Consider the following 19,023-nt stretch of genomic DNA (forward strand, 5'->3'; position numbering starts at 1 on the left):
GGCCGCGGCGGCTCCGGCGGTGCCGGTGGCGGATCGGGTGCGGGCGAAGGCGGCGGGCGTCGCGGCGGAGCGGGCTCCGGCTCGGGTGCCGCGGCCGGCACCGGTCGCCCCCGTCAGTCGGCGGCTGCGTTCTCGGCCGGCTCGGGTGCCGGGCGTCGTCGCTCGCGCTAGTCGCGCATCCGCTCTTCGCACTCTTCGAACGGCCCGTCTCCTCGTGAGGCGGGCCGTTCGTCGTCTGCGCGCCCCTCTCCCACGAGCGGGCAGTTCTGGTCCCACGGCGGCGTTCTTGGAGCCGAAACTGCCCACTCGTGGGAGGGGGGAGGGGCTAGGGGAGGGTCTCGTGGCGGGCGAGGAGGGCGATGTACTCCTCGATGCGGCGGGTGCGGGTGTCGGCGCGCTTGAGGTGGTGCAGGCGGAAGAGGAAGGCGTAGCGGGTGGAGCCGGTGAGGGTGGCGAAGAACGCGGCCGCCTCCGGGTTCTCCGCGAGAGCCGCGGCGAACTCGGGCGGGACCTCGATGGTGGTCGCGGGCGCATAGGCCGCCGCCCAGCGACCGTCTGCCTTGGCGCGCTCGATCTCGCGGAAGCCGCCCTCACGCATCCGGCCCGCCGCGATCAGCACCGCGACCTTCTCCTGGTTGACCGTCGACCACATGCTCCTGGCCCGGCGCGGTGTGAACGTCTGCAGGAAGAAGTCGTCGTCGAGCGCGTTGCGGCGGCCGTCGATCCAGCCGAAGCAGAGTGCGACGTCGAGCGCCTGCGGATGGTCGGGCGTCGAGTGCGCGCTGCTCTTCTTGGCGATGCGGAGCCGGACGCCCGGCGAGGACTCCCCGTTCGCCTCGAGCCAGGCCTCCCAGCCGGCGTCGTCGGCGAACTGGAGGTGCTCGTACTCCTCGGCCACGAGGGACTCAGACCAGCTTGCCGACCGAGGCGAGCGCGGCCCGCAGGAGGGCACCGCGACCGCCCTCCATCTCCTCCGAGACCGTCGGCGAGGCGGCCTCCTCCGGCGTCATCCAGGTGAGCTCGAGGGCGTCCTGCCGCGGATCGCACGTGCCCGTGACGGGCACCACGTAGGCGAGAGCCACCGCGTGCTGGCGCTCGTCGTAGAAGGCCGAGACGCCCGGCAGCGGGAAGTACTCCGCCACCTGGAACGGGATGGGACTCGCCGGCAGCTGCGGGAACGCCATCGGCCCGAGATCCTTCTCGAGGTGGCGGAAGAGCGCGTCGCGGAGCGTCTCGCCGTACATGACCCGGCCGGAGACGAGGGTGCGCGTGATGGTGCCGCTCGAGCCGACCCGGAGGAGCACTCCGACCTCGACGACCTGGCCGAGACCGTCGACGCGCACGGGGACCGCCTCGACGTAGAGCAGCGGGAGTCGCTGCCTGACCTCCGCGAGCTCGGTGTCGCTCAGCCAGCCGGAGTTGGGGTCAGGGGTGCGCACGCTCATAGTCCATTCTTACCCACCGGTGGGGGCCGCCTCGTCCGCGCCTCGCGGGAGGCGGCCTGCTCGGCCGGAGTCGCGGGCGGTGCATCCGGATGCCGTTGTCGGTGGTACCGACGATGATGGACGGATGAGCGACGTGCTCGACAGGTTCTCCCCCGCGACCCGCGAGTGGTTCCTCGGCGCCTTCCCCTCGGGCCCCACCACCGCGCAGTCGGGGGCCTGGGAGGCGGTGTCGGGGGGCGACCACGCGCTCGTCGTCGCGCCCACGGGCTCGGGCAAGACGCTCGCCTCGTTCCTCTGGGCAATCGACCGGCTCGCCGCCGCGCCGGCGCAGCCCTCGGGCGAGGGCCCCCGGAAGACCTCGGTGCTGTACGTCTCGCCGCTCAAGGCGCTCGCGGTCGACGTGGAGCGGAACCTCCGCTCGCCGCTCGTGGGCATCACGCAGACGGCCAAGCGGCTGGGCGCGGCGCCGCCCGTGATCACCGTCGGCGTGCGCTCGGGAGACACACCGGCCAACGAGCGGCGGTCGCTCGCGAAGACGCCGCCGGACATCCTCATCACCACGCCGGAATCTCTCTTCCTCATGCTCACGTCGGCGGCGCGCGAGGCGCTCAGCGAGGTCACCACCGTGATCATCGATGAGGTGCACGCGGTGGCCGCCACGAAGCGCGGAGCGCATCTCGCGGTGAGTCTCGACCGGCTCGACACCCTGCTGGCCCGGCCGGCACAGCGGATCGGGCTCTCCGCCACCGTGCGGCCCCGCGAGGAGGTGGCGCGCTTCTTGGCCGGAGGCCGGCCGGTGGTGGTGGTCGCGCCGCCCTCGACCAAGAAGTTCGACCTCAAGGTGGTCGTGCCGGTCGAGGACATGACGGCCATCCCGCCCGCCGAGTCACCCTCGCTCGAGGGCGCCGCCTCGGCGGGGAACGCGCCGGAGCAGGGGTCGATCTGGCCGCACGTGGAGGAGGACATCGTCGACCGCATCCTCGAGCACCGCTCGTCGATCGTGTTCGCGAACTCACGGCGGCTCGCCGAGCGGCTGACGGCGCGGCTCAACGAGATCTTCGCCGAGCGGATGGGGTTCGGCGCGGAGGATTCTGGCGTGGACTCGGGCTCGGACGCGGGATCGAACGGAGGCCCGGGCTCGGACTCCGACTCGGCCCGCTCGACCCGTGCACCGGCCGAGCTGATGGGTCAGGCCGGGCAGACCGCGGGCGCCGAGACGCTTCTCGCCCGAGCGCACCACGGCTCGGTGAGCAAGGAGCAGCGGGCCCTGATCGAGGACGACCTCAAGACGGGCCGGCTGCGCTGCGTGGTGGCGACCTCGAGCCTCGAGCTCGGCATCGACATGGGGGCCGTCGACCTCGTCATCCAGGTCGAGGCGCCGCCGTCGGTCGCGAGCGGGCTGCAGCGGGTGGGCCGTGCCGGCCACCAGGTGGGCGAGATCTCGAAGGGACTGCTCTACCCGAAGCACCGGGCCGACCTGATCCACTCGGCGGTCGTCTCGATCCGGATGACCGAGGGACTGATCGAGACGCTGTCGATCCCGGCGAACCCGCTCGACATCCTCGCGCAGCAGACGGTGGCGGCGTGCGCCCTCGAGCCGATCGACGTGGAGGAGTGGTTCGAGGTGATGCGCCGGAGCGCCTCGTTCTCGAACCTGCCGCGCTCGGCCTACGAGGCGACCCTCGACCTGCTCTCGGGGCTCTACCCCTCCGACGAGTTCGCCGAGCTGCGGCCCCGGCTCGTCTGGGACCGCGACGCGGGCACCCTCACCGGTCGCCCCGGGGCCCAGCGGCTGGCGGTCACGAGCGGCGGCACCATCCCCGACCGCGGCCTCTTCGGCGTCTTCATGGTGGGCGGCGAGCCGACGGAGTCCGATCCGACGGCCTCCTCGGGCGGCAGCACCCGATCCGCCCCCGGCCGCCGCGTGGGCGAGCTCGACGAGGAGATGGTCTACGAGTCCCGCGTGGGCGACGTGTTCGCGCTCGGCGCGACGAGCTGGCGGATCCAGGAGATCACCCACGATCGCGTGCTCGTGACTCCGGCGTTCGGCCAGCCGGGGCGGCTGCCGTTCTGGCGCGGCGAGGGCATCGGCCGGCCGGCCGAGCTCGGTGAGGCGATCGGGGCGTTCACGCGCCGGGTGGCCGCCGCCTCCCCCGAGGAGGCCCTGGGCATGGCCGAGAGCGCCGGGCTCGACGCCTGGGCGGCGTCGAACCTCGTGACGTTCATCACCGAGCAGCGCGAGGCCACCGGGCACGTGCCGAGCGACCGCACTCTCGTGCTCGAGCGCTTCCGCGACGAGCTCGGCGACTGGCGCGTGGTGCTGCACTCCCCCTTCGGCATGCAGGTGCACTCGCCGTGGGCGCTGGCGGTCAACGGGCGCATCCGGGAGCGCTTCGGACTCGACGCGAGCGCCGTGGCGAGCGACGACGGGATCGTGCTGCGGCTGCCCGACACCGAGAGCGAGCCGCCCTCGGCCGAGCTGTTCCTGTTCGAGCCCGCCGAGCTCGAGCAGATCGTGACCGATGAGGTGGGCGGATCGGCGCTGTTCGCGTCGAGGTTCCGGGAGAACGCGGCGCGTGCCCTGCTCCTCCCCCGGCAGAACCCCGGCAAGCGCTCTCCGCTCTGGCAGCAGCGGCAGCGCTCGGCGCAGCTGCTCGAGGTGGCGCGCAAGTACCCGACCTTCCCGATCATCCTCGAGACCGTCCGCGAGTGCCTGCAGGACGTCTACGACCTGCCCTCCCTGCTCGCGATCGCACGCGACCTGGAGTCGCGGCGCATCCGGGTGGTCGAGACGGAGTCGGGCGAGGCCTCGCCGTTCGCCCGCTCCCTGCTGTTCGGCTACGTCGCCTCCTTCGTCTACGAGGGCGACAGCCCGCTCGCCGAGCGGCGAGCCGCCGCCCTCTCGCTCGACCCGAGTCTGCTCTCCGAGCTGCTCGGGCGCGCGGAGCTGCGGGAGCTGCTCGACCCGGGAGTCATCCGGGACACCGAGCTCGAGCTGCAGCGGCTCGCTCCCGACCGGCGGGCGCGCGACCTCGAGGGCGTCGCCGACCTGCTGCGGATGCTCGGCCCCCTCACGACCGAGGAGGTCGTGGCGCGCTCGCTCGAGTTCGATGTGCCCGCGGCGCTGGCCGGGCTCGTCTCGGCGCGGCGCGCGCTGCGGGTGAGCTTCGCGGGGCGGGAGTGGTGGGCTCCGATCGAGGACGCGGGGCGGCTGCGGGACGCGCTCGGGGTGCCGATCCCCTTCGGGGTGCCGGATGCGTTCATCGCGCCGGTGGAGCAGCCGGTGCACGATCTCGTGAGCCGGTACGCGCGCACCCACGGACCGTTCCTCGCCCAGGAGGTGGCCGAGCGGTTCGGGTTGGGCGTGGCCGTGGTTACGGATGCGCTGCGTCGCCTCGCCGCCGATCGGCGCGTGATCGAGGGCGAGTTCAGGCCGAGCGGGCTCGCGCTGCCGGAGGCCGGGGGCGCGTCGGAAGCCGACCGGGCCGTCTCCGGTGACGGCGGTTCGGCGACCTCGGAGACGGCCTCGGAGGAGCCCTCGGCGTTGCTGCGGGGCCGCGTCGGGTCGACCGAGTGGTGCGACGCCGAGGTGCTGCGGCGGCTGCGGAGCCGCTCGCTCGCCGCACTCCGCCACGAGGTGGAGCCGGTGGCGACCGAGACGCTCGCCCGGTTCCTGCCCGCCTGGCAGCACGTGGGCGGCTCGCTCCGGGGCGTCGACGGCGTGCTCACCGTGATCGAGCAGCTCGCCGGGGTGCCCGTGCCCGCCTCCGCCTGGGAGAACCTCGTGCTGCCCGCACGCGTGCGCGACTACAGCCCCGCGATGCTCGACGAGCTCACCGCCTCGGGCGAGGTGGTGTGGTCGGGCCGCGGTCGCCTGCCCGGGAGCGACGGCTGGGTGGCGCTGCACACCCTCGACACCCTGCCCGTCTCGGCCACCGCGCCGCTTCCCGAGGATCTCGACGAGACCGAGCTGCACACCGCCCTGCGCGAGGCGCTCGGGCACGGCGGCGGCTTCTTCTTCCGCTCGCTGGCCGACGCGGTCGCCGCGAGCCTGCCCGAGCGGGTGCCCGAGGATGCGGCCATCGTGGAGGCGATCTGGGACCTGGTGTGGGCCGGCCTCGTGACGAACGACACCGTCGCGCCGCTGCGCACCCTCACGGGTTCGGGCAAGTCGGCGCACAGCACCAAGCGTCAGGCGCCGCGCTCCCGGATGTATCGCGGCCGCACCGTCGCGCGGGCCACCATGCAGACGCGCGTGGGGCCGCCGACGGCGGGCGGCCGCTGGTCGATGCTCCCCGAACCGGTCGCCGATCCGACTCTTCGCGCCCACGCGACCGCCGAGATGCTGCTCGACCGCTACGGCGTCGTGACCCGCGGCTCGGTCATGAGCGAGCGGGTGCCGGGCGGCTTCGCGCTCGTCTACCGCGTGCTCAGCCAGTTCGAGGAGAGCGCGCGCTGCCGCCGCGGCTACTTCGTCGAGACCCTCGGAGCGGCGCAGTTCGCGACCGGAGGCACCGTCGACCGGCTGCGCGGGTTCGCCCCGGATGCCGTGGGCCGGGAGGGCCGCGAACGACCGCTCGAGGCCGTGACGCTCGCCGCCACCGACCCCGCGAACCCGTACGGCGCCGCCCTCGGCTGGCCCGACCTCGCGGAGGGCACGGGACACAAGCCGGGCCGCAAGGCGGGCGCGCTCGTGTGCCTCGTCGACGGCGCCCTCGTGCTCTACCTCGAACGCGGCGGTAAGTCGGCGCTCGCGTTCAGCGACGACGAGGAGCGGATCGCCGCGGCGGCCCGCTCGGTGGCCGCGGCCGTGACCGGCGGGCGCGTCGACCGGCTCGCGGTCGAGCGCGTGAACGGTGACTTCGTGCTGGGCACCCCGGTCGGCACGGCACTCGAGGCGGCCGGCTTCACGGGAACGCCACGGGGGCTGAGGCTCCGTGCCTGAGGGCGACACCGTCTACCGCACCGCCGTGCACCTCCACGAGGCGCTGGCCGGGCGCGCCCTCACGGTCTGCGACGTGCGGGTGCCGAAGTACGCATCCGTCGACCTGCGCGGTGAGGTGGTCGACGAGGTGGTGGCTCGCGGGAAGCACCTCCTCACGCGAGTGGGCGACACGAGCATCCACACGCACCTCAAGATGGAGGGCGCCTGGCACATCTACCGGCACGGCACGAAGTGGAGGCGACCGGCCTACCAGGCGCGGATCGTGCTCGAGAACGCCGACTGGGTGACCGTGGGCTTCGACCTCGGCACCGTGGAGGTGCTGCCACGGGCCGAGGAGGACGAGGCGGTGGGCCACCTCGGGCCCGATCTGCTCGGCGGCGACTGGGATGCCGCCGAGGCCGTGCGCCGGCTCGGTGCCGATCCGGAACGCGAGATCGACGTGGCGCTGCTCGACCAGCGCAACCTCGCGGGGCTCGGGAACGTCTTCGCCAACGAGCTGTGCTTCCTGCGCGGCGTGCACCCCGAACGACCGGTCTCCGACGTGCCGGACCTCGGCGCCGTCGTCGACCTCGCGCAACGGCTGATCACCGCCAACCGCGACCGCTCGGAGCGGACCACCACCGGAGACACCCGCCCGGGCAAGCGCACCTGGGTCTACGGCCGCGGGGGCAAGCCGTGCCTGCGCTGCGGCACGCGCATCCGCTCGGGATCGCTCGGGGCGACGGAGCTGACGCAGCGCGTGACGTACTGGTGCCCGAACTGCCAGCGGTGACGGGGGTTCGCGCGGGGCGGCCGTCGGCGCCGGATGCCTTCTCCGGGCCGCGGCGGCTCTGTTAGATTCGCCGGGTGACTCTCGACGACTCGACCTCCTTCACGATCGACGACGACGCCGTGGTGTGGTCGGTGCCCACCGCCGAACGGGCTGAGCGGCTCGCGTCCCAGCCCCTCGTGGTCGTGATGCACGGCCGTGGCTCGCACGAGAACGATCTGGCGGGGCTGTTCCCTCTGCTGCCCGAGGAGTTCGTGTACGCCTCTCTTCGAGCGACCCTCTCCGGGCAGCCGTACGGCCTCGGTGGCTGGACCTGGTTCACCCCGGGCGAGCCCGCCGTTCCCCCGGTGTCGTCGGTCGAGGGATCCGTCTCCGCCGTGCTGGCGTGGCTCGACCGCGTGGAGGCACAGTTCGGGCGGGCCCCGGCGGTCGCCGCAATGGGGTTCTCCCAGGGCGGCGTGATGTCGATCGAACTGCTGCGGTCGGCTCCTGAGCGGTTCACCGCGGCCGCGAACCTCTCCGGTTTCGTCGCTCGCGACGCAGCGGAGGGTGACGAGCGCCTCGCCGAGACGCGGCCGCCGCTGTTCTGGGGGCGAGACGTCGAGGATCCGATCATCGCCGCGAGCGGCATCGAGCGCACCGCCGCGTTCGTGCCCGGACACTTCACGGTGACCGCTCGCGAGTATCCGGGCATCGCGCACTCCATCTCCTCCGAGGAGGCGGGCGATGTGGCCGCGTTCCTCCGGGCGGCACTCGCACCCTCCTCCTCGTCCTCGTCCGCGCCCTCGCTCCGCCCGAGCGGGAGCTGATGGCGAAGAAGAACGACACGGCGGGGCCGACGACGGCGGCGACGCAGGCCCTGCGCGCGGCCGGGATCCCCTTCGTGCCGCACGCGTACCGGCACGACGCCGCGGCGACCGACTTCGGCGCCGAAGCGGCGCGCGAGCTCGGCATCGAGCCCGCCCGCGTGTTCAAGACGCTCATGGTCGAGACGGATGCGGGCCTCGGCATCGGCATCGTCTCGGTGCGCGATCAGCTCGATCTGAAGGCCCTCGCGGGAGAGCTCGGCGCGAAGAAGGCGGCCATGGCCGACCGTGCGGTGGCCGAGCGGAAGAGCGGCTACGTGGTGGGCGGCATCAGCCCGGTCGGGCAGCGCACGCGGCTCGACACCGTCGTCGATGACGCGGCCCGGGAGTTCCCGACGATCTTCGTCTCGGGCGGGCGGCGCGGCTTCGACATCGAGATCGCGCCGGACGACCTGCTGGCCGCGGTGGGCGGGCGGATCGCTCGGATCCGGCGGAACTCAGGCGACGTCTGAGACGACGCCGTCGATGACCTCGGCGGCCCAGCGGCGGAGGAAGACGGCTCCCGCAGTGTCGTTGGTCTGCTCCGGCGCTGCGACCAGCACGGCGTAGGGCTTCTCGGGCACGCCCTCGGCCGGGCGCACGTCGACGTGCGCGACGTCGTACCGCTGCTCGTGCATCCAGTCGGCCATCGCGTAGTCGCTCCGGGAGTCGCCGACGGTGCGCCAGCGCCGCGGCACCGCACCGAGGGCCGCGACGAGATCGACGGCGCGCTCGGCGCCCAGATCCTTGCCGACGCGCACCGACTCGATGTCGGTCGAGATGATCGAGGGGTCGAGCCGGAACGGCACGCTGCCGTCGGAGGCCGGCTGCCGCTCACTCCTCCACACCGCGCCGAGATCGAGAGTTCTGCACAGATCGAGGACCGCGCGATCGAACCGGGGCTGGATCGCGAGATAGTCGGCACTGTCGACGTCGGTGCGCTGCTCCACGGAGATCATGGTGCGCTTGGTGCGGTCGAAGAACATCGACTCCGCGAAGTGCTCCTCGACAAGCTGCTCCACGCCTCGGCGGAGCTCGGAGGGAACGAGAAGGGACTCATCGATGGAGAGATCGCCGACGCCGTCGGGCGTGATCCGGAACCACACGGCTCCCTTCTCGCAGACACCGAAGACCCGGGCCTCGGGCTGGAGCCCCCCGGCGACGAGGGGGTCGACGACCTCGCCGCGCAGGAACTCGTCAGACCGGCCGGTGTTGAAGACGAGTGGCACCCCGGCGTTGGCGAGGGCCACGAGGTCGGAGGCGATGGAGGGGATGGCGATCGAGCGGGTGACGGGGCTCGCGATCGGCCCATCGACGTCGAGGAGGAGGCCGAGATCAGGGGAGGGAGAAGTCACCCGTCCATTATGGACGGGGCGGGTGGGCGGCTCGGTCGGGGCGGCGGGGACTGCGGGGACTGCGGGGGCGGTGGGGACTGCGGGGGCGGCGCCAGGCGCGGGGACATGCGCGTGGCTGCCGCGGTCAGAGCGGGCGAGGGCGGCCGAAGCCCGTGTGCACGCCGGGCGAGAAGAGCACCGAGTCGGGAGCACGGCCCGCGAGGTCGGGGAAGCCCGCGTGGGCGAGCAGTTCGTCGTCGAGATGCAGGAGCTCCGCGTCGACGACGCGCCACGGCGGATGTTCGTTCGGGATGAAGCGGGTGCGCCCGCCCCGGGCGATGTGCAGTCCCCAGCGGGCGGTGAGGAAGACCGCGAGGTCGTCGTGCGAGAGGTCGCGGGTTCCCGGCCGCGCTTCGATGACGCAGTGCGGGCCGGTGCGGCCGCCCAGGCCTGCCGCACCTCGACGCTCGGAGCGGTAGGTGATGCCGCCGTCGCGACTCGTCGAGATCGACATGCGCGCCCAGCGGTAGGGCAGCCCGTAGAGCGCCTGCGCGGCGAGGACCGCGGAGAGGCTCGACGACTCGAGCGAGGCGAAGACGACGCCTCGACGACCGGTGGCGTCGACGGAGTAGAGACGCACGTTGACCTCGGGGAACGTCCCCGCGAACGGGATCGGGCCGAGAGCACGGGCGCCGGGCGCAGTGGCGTTCGCGAGCCGGAACGGGATGAGGCCGACCCAGGCGGAGCCGTCGAAGACATCCGGCCGGGTGCCGGGCGGCAGGTGGGGCGCGACGAGCTCGGGAGCGACGCGCCAGTGCAGGAACGTGAGCGACTGCCAGTCCTGTTCGTGCTCGGCGATCCGGCCGAGCGGAGGCGCGGTGCGGGAGAGCGGCTGAGGCGTCACCTCACCCACGCTAGTCGCCGACTGCGACCTGCGCGCCGGGCTCACTCGTCCGGGTCGATGCCGATCACGGCGATGTCGGTGCCGGGGCTGAGAAGGATGCTCGCCCGCTTGAATTTGCCCTCGCCCACGTTCACCTCGAGCCAGGAGGGCTCCCCCGCGCCGACGGCGGAACGGATCTCCTCCTTGACCTCGTCGACGTCGCGGCCGGAGATGGAGTACTGCTTGCCGCCGTACAGGATGTTGATGCGCTTCATGGTCCGGTTCCCCTCTTCGGATCAGGGTATTGGACAACGCGCCCGCAGGCTCGCAACGCGTGTCGATTGGCTCTACGCTCGGGTGCATGGCTATCGCGACACCGTACGAAGACCTCCTGCGCGACACGCTCCGGAACGGTGTGGCGAAATCCGACCGCACCGGCACGGGGACCCGCAGCGTCTTCGGCCGGCAGCTGCGCTTCGACCTCTCGGAGGGCTTCCCGCTCATCACCACGAAGCGCGTGCACTTCAAGTCGGTGGCGTACGAGCTGCTGTGGTTCCTCCGCGGCGAGAGCAACGTGCGGTGGCTGCAGGAGAACGGCGTCTCGATCTGGGACGAGTGGGCGAGCGCCGAAGGCGAGCTCGGCCCGGTCTACGGCGTCCAGTGGAGGTCGTGGCCGTCGCCGAGCGGCGAGCCGATCGATCAGATCTCGCAGGTCATCGAGACCATCCGCACCGATCCCGACTCCCGCCGCATGATCGTCTCGGCGTGGAACGTCGCCGAGATCCCCGAGATGGCCCTCGCCCCGTGCCACGCACTGTTCCAGTTCTACGTGGCCGACGGCAAGCTCTCGTGCCAGCTCTACCAGCGCAGCGCCGACCTGTTCCTCGGGGTGCCGTTCAACATCGCGAGCTACGCGCTGCTGACCCACCTCATCGCGGCTCAGACCGGACTCGAGGTGGGCGACTTCGTCTGGACCGGCGGAGACTGCCACATCTACGACAACCACGTGGAGCAGGTCGAGCTCCAGCTCGAGCGGGAGCCCTACGCCCCGCCCACCCTGCGCATCGCGCGCGAGCGGCCGAGCGTGTTCGACTACGAGTACGACGACATCGAGGTCGTCGACTACGTGCACCACCCGGCCATCCGCGCCGCCGTCGCCGTATGACCGTGGCGCTGGTGTGGGCGGAAGCCCGCGATGGCGTGATCGGTGAGGGCGGGGGCATCCCGTGGCATCTGCCTGAAGATCTTGCGCATTTTCGGGAGCTCACGGGCGGGTCGACCGTCGTGATGGGGCGGAAGACGTGGGACTCGCTGCCGGAGCGGTTCCGGCCGCTGCCGGGGCGACGGAACGTGGTGGTGACGCGGCAGGATGGCTGGAGCGCCGAGGGCGCCGAGACCGCCCGTTCGCTCGAGCAGGCGCTTCGCGCCGGATCTCTCAGCAACTCGGGAGACGACAGCCCGGACGACACCGGCGAGCCGACGGTCTGGGTGATCGGCGGAGGCGAGATCTACCGGCAGGCGATGGAGTTCGCCGACCGGCTCGAGATCACCGAGGTCGACGTCGAAGCAGCCGGCGACACCCGGGCACCGGATGCGGGGGCCGGGTGGACGCGGGAGGTGACGCCCGCGGAGGGCTGGCTCGAGTCCCGCACGGGCATCCGCTACCGCTTCGTGTCATCGACACGGGCCGGTGCCACCGGGGAGCCCGATCAGTCGTAGACGTGCACGACCATCCAGTGGTGGTCGCCGTGGTGCCGCACGAGGTCGAAGACGCGGCTGGTGCCGTGGAGGTCGGTGGCCTGGAAGCGCCAGGCGGCGAACTCCGGCGGATGCGTGGTCCAGTAGAGGCCCTCGGGCTCGGTGGGCCGGTCGGTGACGCGCCAGCGCTCGCCGCGCCACAGCATCCGTACCGGAACCGGGGCCGGGGCCGGGGCGGTCGCCGAGGTCGCGCCGGGTGCTGTCTCGCCCTCGCCGAACCACAGGGTCGCGACGTCGGTGAGATCGAGAGTGCTCATGGTGACCTCCAGACATTCGAAAGTATGTTCGAGTCCGAGTATCGCCGACAGGGTCGTGACACGCCAAGACTGGCGACGCGAGAAGACCGGAGTACGGTCTGGGAAAGCGGGGAGACGCGACCGGGATAGGTGGGCGCTCCCCGCTTCTCCACGATGCTATCCAACGCGGACGACACCGAGGGACCGCTTGACAGCGGCCGGCGAGCCTAGGCCGTGACGTCGGCGGCGCGGCGCGGAAGCACCCAGCCGGGCCGGACGAAGTGGCAGGTGTAGCCGGTCGGGTAGCGCTCCAGGTAGTCCTGATGCTCGGGCTCGGCCTCCCAGAAGTCGCCCGCGGGTGCCAGCTCGGTCACCACAGGGCCGGGCCACAGCCCCGAGGCGTCGACGTCGGCGATCGTGTCCTCGGCGACGCGACGCTGCTCCTCGTCGACGTAGTAGATGCCCGAGCGGTAGCTCGTGCCGAGGTCGTTGCCCTGACGGTTCTTCGTCGACGGGTCGTGGATCTGGAAGAAGAACTCCAGGAGCGACCGGTAGCTCGTCACCGCGGGGTCGTAGGTGATCTCGATGGCCTCGGCGTGGGTTCCATGGTTGCGGTAGGTGGCGTTCGGCACGTCGCCTCCGGTGTAGCCGACGCGGGTGTCGCGCACTCCGGGGCGACGGCGGATCAGATCCTCCATGCCCCAGAAGCAGCCTCCGGCCAGAATGGCGGTCTTGGTGGTCATCGTGCGTCCTCCTCGGTGGTCGTGCGGGTCGTGGTGGTGATGGCGGTGTCATCGGTCGCAGCGGCGAACAGCGACGCGTACTCCCCGTAGCCCTCCGCCTCGAGCTCGGCCAGCGGCACGAACCGCAGTGATGCCGAGTTGATGCAGTAGCGGAGGCCTCCGGCCTCGCGCGGCCCATCCGGGAACAGGTGGCCGAGGTGGCTGTCACCGTAGGTGCTCCGCACCTCGGTGCGGCTCATCCCCCAGCTGCGATCGGTCTTCTCGACCACGTGCGAACGGTCGATCGGCCTCGTGAAGCTCGGCCATCCCGATCCGCTGTCGAACTTGTCGACGGAGGCGAACAGGGGCTCCCCCGAGACGACATCGACGTAGATGCCCGCCTCGTGGCTGTCCCAGAACGGGTTGCGGAATGCAGGCTCGGTCGAGTCCTCCTGGGTGACGGCGTACTGCCGGCGGGAGAGGCGGGCGAGCGCCTCCGGGGTCTTGCGGTACTCGGTGGTCACGGTGTCTCCTCGGAAATCGCACCGCTGGCTGCGGCGGTCTACAGGTAGAACAGTCGTTCTGGCCAAATAGTTCCCACTTGCCCCGACCCCGCCGCTCAGCCGACACTGGTGGCATGGCCGAGCCCATCGCATCCTGGATCGAGGGATACCGCCGGGCGTGGGAGTCCAACGACCCGGCTGACATCCGATCGCTCTTCACCGAGGACGCCGAGTACCGCGACGGCCCGCACACCGCACCGTGGATCGGACGGGAGCAGATCGTCGAGCGCTGGCTCGCCCAGCGCGACGAGCCCGGCGAGGCCCGGTTCGAGTGGGAGGTGCTCTCGGACGACCCGGCGCTCTCGTTCGTGCAGGGCGTCAGCACCTACGCGTCGGGCCAGGTCTACGACAACCTCTGGGTCATCCGTCGCGACGCCGACGGGCGGGCCTCGGCCTTCACCGACTGGTGGATCGAACGCGGCTGACGCCCGAGCGGGGCTGATAATCTGCCTACGGCGGAAACACCGGCGAACGCCGGACGAACAGCGAGCCCGGAACACAGCGATCCCGGACCCTTAGCAAGCAGAGACGAGCAGAGAAGCCCGATGACTTCGAATCCCACGACCTCCGAACCGAAGCGCACCTGGGGCCGCCAGACCGTCCCCGGCGAGATCGCGCGTTCCTGGCTGCTCGTGTCGGCGACCCGCACCGACCTGTTCCCGGTGGCCCGCAACTCCCGCGCCGATCAGGTCGTGCTCGACATCGAGGACGGCGTGGACCCCTCGCACAAGAAGACCGCCCGCACCGACGTGGTCGAATGGCTGCACACGGAGGACGGCACCGGCTGGGTGCGCATCAACGACCGCGGCTCCGACTTCTGGGGCGACGACGTCGACGAGCTGAAGGGGGCGCCCGGCCTCCGCGGAGTCATGCTCGCCAAGACCGAGTCGGCCGCCGACGTCACCGAGACCTTCGACCGCCTGGGAGGGAAGACACCCGTGCTCGCCCTCGTGGAGTCGGCGCTCGGCATCGAGGAGTCGGTGTCGATCGCCCGGGCCCGCGGCGCCTTCCGCCTGGCCTTCGGCAGCGGCGACTACCGCCGCGACACCGGCACGAGCGCCGAGGACATCGCGATGGCGTATCCGCGCTCGCGCCTGGTGATCGCCAGCCGCGTGGGCAAGCTGCCGGGCCCGATCGACGGCCCGACCGTCTCGTCGAGCCACCCGATCCTGCGCGAGCAGTCGGCCGTCGCCGTGACCCTCGGGCTCACCGGCAAGCTGTGCCTCGACATCGAGCAGCTGCCCGTCATCAACGAGGCCATCAGCCCCACGCAGTCCGACGTGACCTGGGCGCGCGACTTCCTCGACGACTTCGAGGCCCGGGGCCGCGTCATCCGCGACGGCAGCGACCTCCCCCGACTCGGCCGCGCCGAGAAGATCGACAAACTGGCCCGCGCCTTCGGCGTGCAGCCCCTGCCTTCCCCGCAGGGACCGCAGCCCGGCGTCGGCTACTGAGAGCACGGAGGTAGGACATGCCGTTCCGCAGTCAGGAGACGCTGGAGCGCTGGGTGCAGGAGTTCCTCGAGGAGGGGCCGCCCCTGCCCGGCGTGATCGACGTGCTGCGCCACGACGGGGAGGCGGGCGACGACACGGGGCTCGTGATCGTGAGGCTCAGGAATGCGACCACGGAGGTCTACCTCCAGCCCGTCGCGCCCGGCGAGCCGCCGTACGAAGTGGTCTTCGGCGCCCGCGAGCACGATTTCTCCCTGCGCGCGCAGGGCGTGCAGGCTCTCGCCGACGATCTCGCTCTGGCCGCCGCCCTCTGCACGTTCCTCGAACGCAAGTCGCGGGAGCACCTCGCGCGGCAGTGAGCGGGCCCTCCACCTGGCCCTCCGTCTAGCCCTCGACCTCGAAGGTGCCCGCGATCACCGCACGGGCCAGGGTGTGGCCGAACATGCTGAAGCCGAGGAACGCGGGCGTCGCATCCGCTCCGACCTCGAGCGACTCCACGTCGAGCGCGTGCACCGCGACGAAGTAGCGGTGCGGGCCGTGGCCGGCGGGCGGCGCGGCACCGAGGTAGCGGGCCAGGCCGCCGTCGTTCTTCAGCTGCACCGCCCCCGCGGGCAGACCCGATCCGCCGTCGTCGCCGGCGCCGCTCTCGAGCGAGGTCGTCGTGACCGGGATGTTCGCGACGGCCCAGTGCCAGAATCCGCTCGTGGTAGGGGCATCCGGATCGAAGACCGTGACGGCGAAGCTCTTCGTCTCGGTCGGGAATCCGCTCCACGAGAGCTGCGGGCTGACGTCCTGCCCGCCCGCGCCGAAGATGCCGCTCACCTGCGCGGCCTCGAGCGGAGCGCCGTCGGTGACGTCGGTGCTCGTGAGCTCGAAGCCCGGCACCTCGTCGATGGCGTCGTAGGGGGTGGGGGATGGCGTGGTCATGGGGTTCTCCTTGCCCGGGCCCCTTCTGGGGCCGTCGCCACCAGTCTCACCCGATCGGCTGCGGACCGGAATGCCGACCACGCCGGGAAGGCGGAGGCGGCGTCGGAGTCGGAGTCGGAGTCGGCGGGTCCTCGGGCGCGTCGTCGGCGGCAGGCATCGGCAGCGCCGAGCCGAGGAGGAAGTCGGCTGCGGCGAGCGCCGGGCGCCCGTCGGCGAGCCAGACGAGGTAGTCGGCGTAGGGGTCCTCCCCCTCGATCGGGCGCGTCGTCTCGCGCCGTCGCCCCAGCATCCGCAGCCCCCGCACGTCCCCCATGCCGGGCAGTCTGCCGGATGAAGTCGAACAACACCTGTATAAGAGGTGTCCGTCGGCGCGGCGTGCGCGGGAGTTCTCGGGGTCGACCGGTCGCCCCGGCCGTCTCCCCGGCCAGGATGCTCCTGGGCGTGTTCGACGTCCAGGAGCCTCACGACCCGGTGGGCGGCTCCCATCGCTGAGCGTAGAGGGCCATCGGCCGCAGCGATCGGAGCAGGTCCACGCCTCGCTCGGTCAGCTGGTACCGCACGCTCACGGGGGTGGTGGGGATGACGTCACGATTCACCAGGCCGCTGCTCTCCAGCTCGCGGAGCCGCACAGCCAGCATGCGCCGGGACAGCCCCTCGACGAGTTCCAGGATCTCGGAGAACCGCTCCGCCCCGCGGCCGAGCGCCAGCAGGATGCCGCTCGACCACCGGCGGCCGACCACCTCCATGACACCCGCCACACGACGGCACTCCTCGTCGTCGATGTGCAGCACGTCCCGGGAGCCTTCGTCCACCTGTGTCATGTTACGAAGAGTAACCGAGTTATGCGGCGTTTGCGCGCCCGGCGGGCGTCGTGAGGTGATTGCGTCATGCCCGACTACCTCCACCCGCTGCGTTTCGGCAGCTTCATCACACCCGTCGCTTCTCCGGCCGCGCAGCCGGTCGACCGGGCTCTGCTCAATGAAGAGCTGGGCCTCGACCTGGTGACGTTCCAGGATCACCCGTACCAGCCGGTGTTCCAGGACACGTGGACACTGCTGGCATGGGTCGCCGCACGCACGTCCCGCATCCATGTGTCAGGCAACGTGCTGAACCTTCCCCTGCGTCAACCAGCGGTGCTGGCGCGCGCGGCCGCGAGTCTGGATCTGCTCAGTGGCGGACGGGTGGAACTCGGGATCGGCACGGGCGGGTACTTCGACGCGATAGCCACGATGGGCGCGCCGCTCCTGACGCCGGCGGAGGCTGTCAGCGGTCTCGACGAAGCGCTGGACATCATCCGGGGCATCTGGGACACGACCGCTCAGGAACCCCTGCATGTGGACGGGACGCACCACCGCGTGGCCGGCGCCGCCCGAGGGCCGGAGCCGGCGCATGACATCCCGATCTGGGTGGGCGCGTACAAGCCGCGGATGCAGCGTCTCATCGGCCGCAAGGGCGATGGCTGGCTGCCGAGCCTGCCGTGGCTGAAGCCGGGCGATATCGAGCGGGGCAACCGGATCATCGACGAGTCCGCCCGCAAGGCGGGACGCGATCCCCGGGACATCACCCGGCTGATGAACGTGACGCCGCAGTACGACGCCGAGGATCTGGCCGAGCTCGCGGTCGAGCACGGGATCAGCGTGTTCATCATGGGCGCCGACGACCCGCGCGAGCTGCGGAAGTTCGCCCAGCTCACCGCCCCCCGCGTGCGTGACCGTCTTGAACAGGGCCGCCGCCGGACAGCCGCCGGATCGGGTACCTCCGCACCGCGCTCCTTCCGGGAGGACCCGATCCCGGAAGCACTCACCGCCCGGGCGCTCCTCCCGGCCGACCGCGGTTACGCTCGCTACACCTCGGGGTACTTCCGCGGCGCTCGCCCCGGCCTGGTGCTCCGGCCGGAGTCCTTCGCGGAGGTGCAGCAGGCGGTGCGTTTCGCCGCACGCCACCGGGACGTGCCGCTGGGGCTGTTCAGCGGTGGACACGGCCTCTCGGGGAGATCTCTGAACGACGACGGGATCGTCATCGCGGTGGACGCGCTGAACGAGATCACCGTCGGCGACGGGAACCGGGTGCGGGTGGGACCGGGAGCCCAGTGGCGCGAGGTCGCCGAGGCCCTCGCTCCGCACCATCTCGCGATCACGGCCGGAGACCACGGCGGCGTCGGGGTCGGCGGGCTGGAGACGACAGCGGGGATCGGCTGGTTCGTGCGAGAACGGGGCCTGACGATCGACCACCTCCGCTCCGTCGATGTGGTCACCGCGGCGGGTGAGCTGGTGCACGCGAGCGCCGACGAGAACGCCGACCTGTTCTGGGCGGTGCGTGGTGCGGGGGCGAACTTCGGTGTGATCGTCTCGTTCGAGTTCGAGGCCCACCCTGTGGCGACGGAGGTCGGGTTCGCGATGCTCGCCTTCGCCCCGGATGACATCGCCACTTTCCTGGAGGCCTGGGGAACGACGATCGAGAACGCCGACCGCAGCGTGACGGGAACGCTGATGATCGGCCCAGCCGGACCGGGTTCGCCCCGCGCCGTCCAGGCGCTCATCGTCGTGGACGAGCACGATCCCGACGTCGTCGTCGAGCGCCTTCAACCCTTCGCCGCGCTGGCGCCGTTGGCGAGCCAGTCGGTGCAGATGGTGCCGTACGCCGCTCTCCTGGCGGCCCCTGCCGGCGGCGAGCAGCAGCACGGGCAGGGCGAACCCCACGGCCACGCAGGTCTCGTCCGGCACCTGTCCGCCGACATCGCCAAGGGTGTGGCCGACCTGCTCGCGTCCCGGTCTTCGTTCATCCTGAGCATCCGGTCCGCGGGCGGCGCCGTCGCCGACCACCCGGCGGACGCGACCGCCTACGGCTGGCGTGACGCCAACTTCCTGCTCGCCATACTCAGCGGCGGCACCGGCGAGGTCGAACAGCGCTGGGCCCAATTGGTGCCCCAGATGGAGGGCATGTACATCAGCTTCGAGACGGACACCGGGCCGGAGGTGCTCGCCCGGGCGTTCCCGCCCGATCACCTCAGGCGCCTGCGTGAGCTCAAAGCACTGTGGGACCCCACCGGCCTGTTCCGCGACAACTTCTTCATCGCGCCCGTCGCAGACCCCCGCGAGCAGGACGTCCAGCCCTGAGAGCGCGCGCGCCGGCCCCGGGTCGCGCG

The 19,023-nt window shown here is 71.8% G+C and carries 21 protein-coding genes; 10 read left to right on the forward strand and 11 right to left on the reverse strand.

Going from position 1 to position 19,023, the window contains the following annotated elements; translation table 11 throughout:
- Positions 1–325: 325 nt before the first annotated feature.
- Together Q0D57_RS10665 and Q0D57_RS10670 are read right to left on the reverse strand one after the other, a co-directional pair.
- The gene (locus tag Q0D57_RS10665; RefSeq protein WP_291042964.1) at positions 326–898 is read right to left on the reverse strand and encodes a YdeI/OmpD-associated family protein; all 573 of its coding nucleotides are present in this window, start codon (positions 896–898) and stop codon (positions 326–328) included.
- A gap of 7 nt (positions 899–905) precedes the next feature.
- Positions 906–1,445: an NUDIX hydrolase family protein gene (locus tag Q0D57_RS10670; protein ID WP_291042967.1), complete on the reverse strand. Its 540-nt coding sequence runs from the start codon at positions 1,443–1,445 to the stop codon at positions 906–908.
- 124 nt (positions 1,446–1,569) lie between these two features.
- Between Q0D57_RS10670 and Q0D57_RS10675 the strand changes: the two genes are divergently transcribed.
- From Q0D57_RS10675 to ybaK, 4 genes are all read left to right on the forward strand, one after another.
- A complete protein-coding gene (locus Q0D57_RS10675) occupies positions 1,570–6,390 on the forward strand; it encodes an ATP-dependent helicase (RefSeq protein WP_291042987.1) in 4,821 nt (1,606 codons plus the stop codon).
- The gene (locus tag Q0D57_RS10680; RefSeq protein WP_291042990.1) at positions 6,383–7,162 is read left to right on the forward strand and encodes a DNA-formamidopyrimidine glycosylase family protein; all 780 of its coding nucleotides are present in this window, start codon (positions 6,383–6,385) and stop codon (positions 7,160–7,162) included. The genes Q0D57_RS10675 and Q0D57_RS10680 overlap by 8 nt, the downstream gene beginning before the upstream one ends.
- 74 nt (positions 7,163–7,236) lie before the next feature.
- Positions 7,237–7,968 carry an alpha/beta hydrolase-fold protein gene (locus Q0D57_RS10685; protein WP_291042993.1) on the forward strand — a complete coding sequence of 244 codons (732 nt, stop codon included), beginning with the start codon at positions 7,237–7,239 and terminating at the stop codon, positions 7,966–7,968.
- Positions 7,968–8,477: a Cys-tRNA(Pro) deacylase gene (gene ybaK / locus Q0D57_RS10690; protein WP_291042996.1), complete on the forward strand. Its 510-nt coding sequence runs from the start codon at positions 7,968–7,970 to the stop codon at positions 8,475–8,477. The genes Q0D57_RS10685 and ybaK overlap by 1 nt, the downstream gene beginning before the upstream one ends.
- Here the strand turns inward: ybaK and Q0D57_RS10695 are convergent.
- From Q0D57_RS10695 to Q0D57_RS10705, 3 genes are all read right to left on the reverse strand, one after another.
- On the reverse strand, positions 8,463–9,359 hold the full coding sequence (locus Q0D57_RS10695) for a hypothetical protein (protein WP_291042999.1): 897 nt from the start codon (positions 9,357–9,359) through the stop codon (positions 8,463–8,465). The two genes, ybaK and Q0D57_RS10695, sit on opposite strands and share 15 nt — an antisense overlap.
- A gap of 124 nt (positions 9,360–9,483) precedes the next feature.
- Positions 9,484–10,242, reverse strand: coding sequence for a DUF2071 domain-containing protein (locus Q0D57_RS10700; protein WP_291043002.1), 759 nt, complete (start codon positions 10,240–10,242; stop codon positions 9,484–9,486).
- Between the two features lie 41 nt (positions 10,243–10,283).
- The gene (locus Q0D57_RS10705; protein WP_291043005.1) at positions 10,284–10,496 is read right to left on the reverse strand and encodes a hypothetical protein; all 213 of its coding nucleotides are present in this window, start codon (positions 10,494–10,496) and stop codon (positions 10,284–10,286) included.
- 86 nt (positions 10,497–10,582) lie between these two features.
- Here Q0D57_RS10705 and Q0D57_RS10710 point away from each other — a divergent pair, with 86 nt between their 5' ends.
- Together Q0D57_RS10710 and Q0D57_RS10715 are read left to right on the forward strand one after the other, a co-directional pair.
- On the forward strand, positions 10,583–11,386 hold the full coding sequence (locus tag Q0D57_RS10710) for a thymidylate synthase (protein ID WP_291043007.1): 804 nt from the start codon (positions 10,583–10,585) through the stop codon (positions 11,384–11,386).
- Positions 11,383–11,940, forward strand: a complete 558-nt coding sequence (locus tag Q0D57_RS10715) for a dihydrofolate reductase (protein WP_291043011.1) — start codon at positions 11,383–11,385, stop codon at positions 11,938–11,940. The genes Q0D57_RS10710 and Q0D57_RS10715 overlap by 4 nt, the downstream gene beginning before the upstream one ends.
- Here the strand turns inward: Q0D57_RS10715 and Q0D57_RS10720 are convergent.
- The 3 genes from Q0D57_RS10720 to msrB all read right to left on the reverse strand — a co-directional run bounded on the left by Q0D57_RS10720 (position 11,931) and on the right by msrB (position 13,461).
- Positions 11,931–12,236 carry a hypothetical protein gene (locus Q0D57_RS10720; RefSeq protein WP_291043014.1) on the reverse strand — a complete coding sequence of 102 codons (306 nt, stop codon included), beginning with the start codon at positions 12,234–12,236 and terminating at the stop codon, positions 11,931–11,933. The genes Q0D57_RS10715 and Q0D57_RS10720 overlap by 10 nt on opposite strands.
- Before the next feature lie 206 nt (positions 12,237–12,442).
- Positions 12,443–12,958, reverse strand: coding sequence for a peptide-methionine (S)-S-oxide reductase MsrA (gene msrA, locus Q0D57_RS10725; protein WP_291043016.1), 516 nt, complete (start codon positions 12,956–12,958; stop codon positions 12,443–12,445).
- Entirely contained in the window at positions 12,955–13,461 is a 507-nt protein-coding gene (gene msrB / locus Q0D57_RS10730) for a peptide-methionine (R)-S-oxide reductase MsrB (RefSeq protein ID WP_291043019.1), read from the reverse strand. Before msrB ends, msrA begins: the two co-directional genes overlap by 4 nt.
- Before the next feature lie 113 nt (positions 13,462–13,574).
- Between msrB and Q0D57_RS10735 the strand changes: the two genes are divergently transcribed.
- The 3 genes from Q0D57_RS10735 to Q0D57_RS10745 all read left to right on the forward strand — a co-directional run bounded on the left by Q0D57_RS10735 (position 13,575) and on the right by Q0D57_RS10745 (position 15,310).
- A complete protein-coding gene (locus Q0D57_RS10735; RefSeq protein WP_291043022.1) occupies positions 13,575–13,925 on the forward strand; it encodes a nuclear transport factor 2 family protein in 351 nt (116 codons plus the stop codon).
- A gap of 120 nt (positions 13,926–14,045) precedes the next feature.
- Positions 14,046–14,954: a CoA ester lyase gene (locus Q0D57_RS10740; RefSeq protein WP_259530178.1), complete on the forward strand. Its 909-nt coding sequence runs from the start codon at positions 14,046–14,048 to the stop codon at positions 14,952–14,954.
- Between the two features lie 17 nt (positions 14,955–14,971).
- On the forward strand, positions 14,972–15,310 hold the full coding sequence (locus Q0D57_RS10745; protein ID WP_291043026.1) for a protein-L-isoaspartate carboxylmethyltransferase: 339 nt from the start codon (positions 14,972–14,974) through the stop codon (positions 15,308–15,310).
- A 25-nt stretch (positions 15,311–15,335) separates the two neighbouring features.
- Here Q0D57_RS10745 and Q0D57_RS10750 read toward each other — a convergent pair whose 3' ends face one another.
- The 3 genes from Q0D57_RS10750 to Q0D57_RS10760 form a co-directional block, all read right to left on the reverse strand.
- Positions 15,336–15,878 carry a YbhB/YbcL family Raf kinase inhibitor-like protein gene (locus Q0D57_RS10750; protein ID WP_291043028.1) on the reverse strand — a complete coding sequence of 181 codons (543 nt, stop codon included), beginning with the start codon at positions 15,876–15,878 and terminating at the stop codon, positions 15,336–15,338.
- Between the two features lie 46 nt (positions 15,879–15,924).
- Positions 15,925–16,191 carry a hypothetical protein gene (locus Q0D57_RS10755; protein ID WP_291043031.1) on the reverse strand — a complete coding sequence of 89 codons (267 nt, stop codon included), beginning with the start codon at positions 16,189–16,191 and terminating at the stop codon, positions 15,925–15,927.
- A 148-nt stretch (positions 16,192–16,339) separates the two neighbouring features.
- Positions 16,340–16,690 carry a helix-turn-helix domain-containing protein gene (locus Q0D57_RS10760; RefSeq protein ID WP_291043033.1) on the reverse strand — a complete coding sequence of 117 codons (351 nt, stop codon included), beginning with the start codon at positions 16,688–16,690 and terminating at the stop codon, positions 16,340–16,342.
- 75 nt (positions 16,691–16,765) lie between these two features.
- Here Q0D57_RS10760 and Q0D57_RS10765 point away from each other — a divergent pair, with 75 nt between their 5' ends.
- Positions 16,766–18,994 carry an LLM class flavin-dependent oxidoreductase gene (locus tag Q0D57_RS10765; RefSeq protein ID WP_291043035.1) on the forward strand — a complete coding sequence of 743 codons (2,229 nt, stop codon included), beginning with the start codon at positions 16,766–16,768 and terminating at the stop codon, positions 18,992–18,994.
- Positions 18,995–19,023 lie beyond the last annotated feature (29 nt).

Origin of the sequence: Herbiconiux sp. (genome assembly GCF_023264895.1) — a bacterium.
Classification (GTDB): domain Bacteria; phylum Actinomycetota; class Actinomycetes; order Actinomycetales; family Microbacteriaceae; genus Herbiconiux.